Consider the following 249-nt stretch of genomic DNA (forward strand, 5'->3'; position numbering starts at 1 on the left):
GGCGGCGGAGTGGCGGCACCGGGCGGCGGCGGAGGTGCCGCCGGTGTGCTGCTCTCGCTGGTCGTTGCTGTGGTGGTGGTCGTCGGGGTTGTCGTGGTGGTGGTAGTCGTCGTGGTCGACGTGGTGGAGGGAGCGCCACCACCGCCGCCACCAGTGGCCAGCTCGACGAGGCCGTAGACGATCAGCGCGATCAGCAGCACGGCCCGCGCGCCCCATCCGACGCGCACCGCGCGCTGGCGAGACCAAGGG

It is taken from the genome of uncultured Mycobacterium sp. (assembly GCF_964249325.1).
GTDB lineage: Bacteria > Actinomycetota > Actinomycetes > Mycobacteriales > Mycobacteriaceae > Mycobacterium.